The 292-nt window shown below is 41.4% G+C and carries 1 tRNA gene; it reads left to right on the plus strand.

The features are described 5' to 3' along the window. Window positions 1-17 precede the first annotated feature (17 nt). Window positions 18-93, plus strand: a tRNA-Ala gene (locus tag MRBLMS1_RS18845). Window positions 94-292 lie beyond the last annotated feature (199 nt).

Here is a 292-nt window from a genome sequence, read left to right on the forward strand (position 1 = left end):
TTCTGTAGTAAATCTCAGGGGGATTAGCTCAGCTGGGAGAGCACCTGCTTTGCAAGCAGGGGGTCGTCGGTTCGATCCCGTCATCCTCCACCAAAAGTTCAAACGTAAGTTGATCACATCGGTGATTAAATTTAGGTTTGGTCTTTTCGAGACCAAGTGCTGTATGTTCTTTAACAATCTGGAAGAAGTAAAGATTATTTATTGATCGGTTTGCCGTAAAAGGTAAATCGATGGGTAATGATTGTATGTATCAACAAACAAGCAACAACGTTGTACTTTCTTATCCCTGTAG

Origin of the sequence: Massilia sp. LMS1-1-1.1, from assembly GCF_040815535.1 — a bacterium.
Classification (GTDB): Bacteria; Pseudomonadota; Gammaproteobacteria; order Burkholderiales; family Burkholderiaceae_D; genus Janthinobacterium; species Janthinobacterium aestuarii.